Source organism: Brevibacterium sp. ZH18, from assembly GCF_022748595.1.
GTDB lineage: Bacteria > Actinomycetota > Actinomycetes > Actinomycetales > Brevibacteriaceae > Brevibacterium.
The window spans coordinates 1-497 of sequence record NZ_JALDSX010000116.1; the positions used below are offsets into that span (position 1 = coordinate 1).

Genomic DNA, 497 nt, shown 5'->3' on the forward strand with positions numbered 1-497 from the left:
CTAGGGCGTGTCTCCTTTATTGACCATTCCAGGACTGGCACGGTGGAGACGTGACTACACAGCAACGACACCGAGTCTTCACTGATGAGCAGTGGGAGAAGATCGAACCACTCCTGCCCTCAAACGTCGGCAAAAGAGCCCGACCGTTTGAGAACAACCGGCGAATCGTCGAAGGAATCGTCTACCGCTACCGCGCTGGCATCGCCTGGCGTGACCTGCCGCGCGAGCATTTCGGGCCGTGGCAGACAGTATGGAAACGTCACCGCCGCTACGCCGCCGACGGCACCTGGGACCGAGTCTTAGCTCGGGTGCTTTCCGATGCTGATGCTGCCGGTGACATCGATTGGAACATCTCCGTCGATGGCACCATCAATCGTGCTCACCAGCACGCGACGAACACGACACGCCTCGATCAGGACACAGGGGGCTACGTCGAATTACAAAAATCTGCCTGATTCGGAATGTGAACCCGCCGGGCACGGCATCGGTCGCTCACG

General features: G+C 59.4%; 1 pseudogene. It reads left to right on the forward strand.

The window, feature by feature from the left end:
* Positions 1-50 precede the first annotated feature (50 nt).
* Positions 51-497, forward strand: a pseudogene (locus tag MPN20_RS17175) (IS5 family transposase); the annotation flags it as partial.